Raw genomic sequence first — 1,889 nt, 5'->3', positions numbered from 1 at the left:
CCCGGACGCGGCCGGTCCCGGGCACGGCCCCGCGCCCGTGTCCGGTCCGAAAGGGGGAGGCCCTCCCCGTACGTCCTCCACCCTCCCGGCCGCTCCGGGCGCCGGCCGTCGGTACCCGGTCCGGGCCCCGGTGCCCGGTCCGGACGCCGGTGTCCGGGATCTGCCGGTGCCGGCCGTGCCGATGTTCACTCCTCCCGGGACGGGCGTGCCTCCGGCGGCAGCACGCCCCAGTCGATGAGCTGTTCGGTCAGCTCGCCGGGCGTCATGTCGTAGATGATCGCCAGCGAGCGCAGGTCCTCGGTCCGGATGGACAGCACCTTGCCGTTGTAGTCACCGCGCTGGCTCTGGATGGTCGCCGCGTAGCGGGCCAGCGGCCCCACCTTCTCCGCGGGGAGTTGCTGCAACCGTTCGAGATTGATCACAATCTTGGTGGCGGGCTCCGCCCCGGAGGGCACCCGGCCCTCGGGCAGCAGCTCGACCACCGGGACACCGTAGAAGTCGGCCAGCTCGGCCAGCTTCTGCACGGTGACCGCACGGTCGCCCCGCTCGTACGAGCCGACGACGACGGCCTTCCACCGGCCGCCCGACTTCTGCTCGACACCGTGCAGGGACAGTCCCTGTTGCTGGCGGATCCCGCGGAGCTTGGCCCCGAGCGCCTTGGCGTAATCGCCCATCTGGTCGTTCTCCATTTCCTCGCCCCGATGCGGCCACCGCTGACCGGACAGGGTCCTTGTAGGCCGAATACTCTCAGTAATGGTTACTCCTTGTCGTCACCAGGTCAAGCAGAACCTCACTTGAGGGTGTGACACAGCGCGGTGGACCACCCGTGAGGGCGAGGTCCGGGCACCTGCTAACGTCAGCACAGTTCGCCTGCGCATGCAGGGTTTCGACATCCTTTAAGGACCCGTCCGGTGAGGCGGGGAAGGAGGTCCCACCGTGGCGCCACGCCCCAGTGGCGCGACGGAACCGGCCGCCGAGCGGGAACTGCTCTCGGCCGGTGACGTCGCGCGCACCATCGCTCGAATGGCCCATCAGGTCATCGAGAAGACCGCACTCGGTGCCGAGGTGATGACTCCACCCGTGTTGGTGGGGATCCCCACCCGGGGCGCGACGCTCGCGACCCGGCTCGGCGCGAAGGTCGGCGAGTTCTCCGGGGTCGAGGTGCCCACCGGCGCCCTCGACGTGACGCTGTACCGCGACGACCTGCGCCGCAGGCCCACCCGGCCGCTGGAGGAGACCCAGCTGCCCGGTGCGGGCGTCGAGGACCGGGTCGTCATCCTCGTCGACGACGTGCTCTTCTCCGGCCGCACGATCCGCGCGGCGCTGGACGCACTGCGCGACCACGGCAGGCCGCGGTCCGTGCAGCTCGCCGTGCTCGTCGACCGCGGGCACCGGGAACTGCCCATCCGGGCCGACTACGTGGGCAAGAACGTGCCCACCTCGCGCACCGAGGACGTCTCGGTGCTGCTCGACGAGGTCGACGGCCGCGACGCCGTGCTGCTGCGGGAGCGCGCATGAGACACCTGCTGACCACCGACGGACTCGACGCGGGCGTGGCCACCGCGGTGCTGGACACCGCCGACGAACTCAAGCGCACCCTGCTGGGCAGGCAGGTGCGCAAGCTGCCGACGCTGCGCGGGCGCACCGTGGTGACGATGTTCTACGAGAACTCCACCCGCACCCGGGTGTCCTTCGAGATCGCGGGCAAGTGGATGAGCGCCGACGTGGTCAACGTCTCGGCGGGCGGCTCCTCGGTCGGCAAGGGCGAGTCGCTGCGGGACACCGCGCTGACCCTGTCCGCGGCGGGGGCCGACTGCGTGGTGGTGCGCCACCCGGCCTCCGGTGCGGCGCACCGGCTCGCCGACTGGCTGACCGACGCGGGCACGTCG

3 protein-coding genes are annotated in these 1,889 nt (G+C 71.4%); 2 read left to right on the top strand and 1 reads right to left on the bottom strand.

Annotated features, from left to right (window positions below):
* Positions 1 to 185: 185 nt before the first annotated feature.
* Positions 186 to 674 (bottom strand): transcriptional regulator BldD, encoded by a 489-nt coding sequence (gene bldD / locus ACTIR_RS0100305; RefSeq protein WP_007024603.1) that lies wholly within the window; start codon positions 672 to 674, stop codon positions 186 to 188.
* A 262-nt stretch (positions 675 to 936) separates the two neighbouring features.
* Between bldD and pyrR the strand changes: the two genes are divergently transcribed.
* Complete coding sequence (gene pyrR, locus ACTIR_RS0100300) at positions 937 to 1,518, top strand: bifunctional pyr operon transcriptional regulator/uracil phosphoribosyltransferase PyrR (protein WP_019808453.1); 582 nt, start codon at positions 937 to 939, stop codon at positions 1,516 to 1,518.
* A partial coding sequence (locus ACTIR_RS0100295) for a hypothetical protein (protein ID WP_026452791.1) occupies positions 1,515 to 1,889 on the top strand: 375 nt, incomplete at its 3' end. The genes pyrR and ACTIR_RS0100295, both read left to right, overlap by 4 nt.

The sequence above is a fragment of the Saccharomonospora iraqiensis subsp. iraqiensis genome, assembly GCF_000430445.1.
Lineage (GTDB): Bacteria > Actinomycetota > Actinomycetes > Mycobacteriales > Pseudonocardiaceae > Saccharomonospora > Saccharomonospora iraqiensis.
The sequence above is the reverse complement of the archived record's forward strand: the minus strand, read 5'-3'. Positions and strand labels throughout refer to the sequence as shown.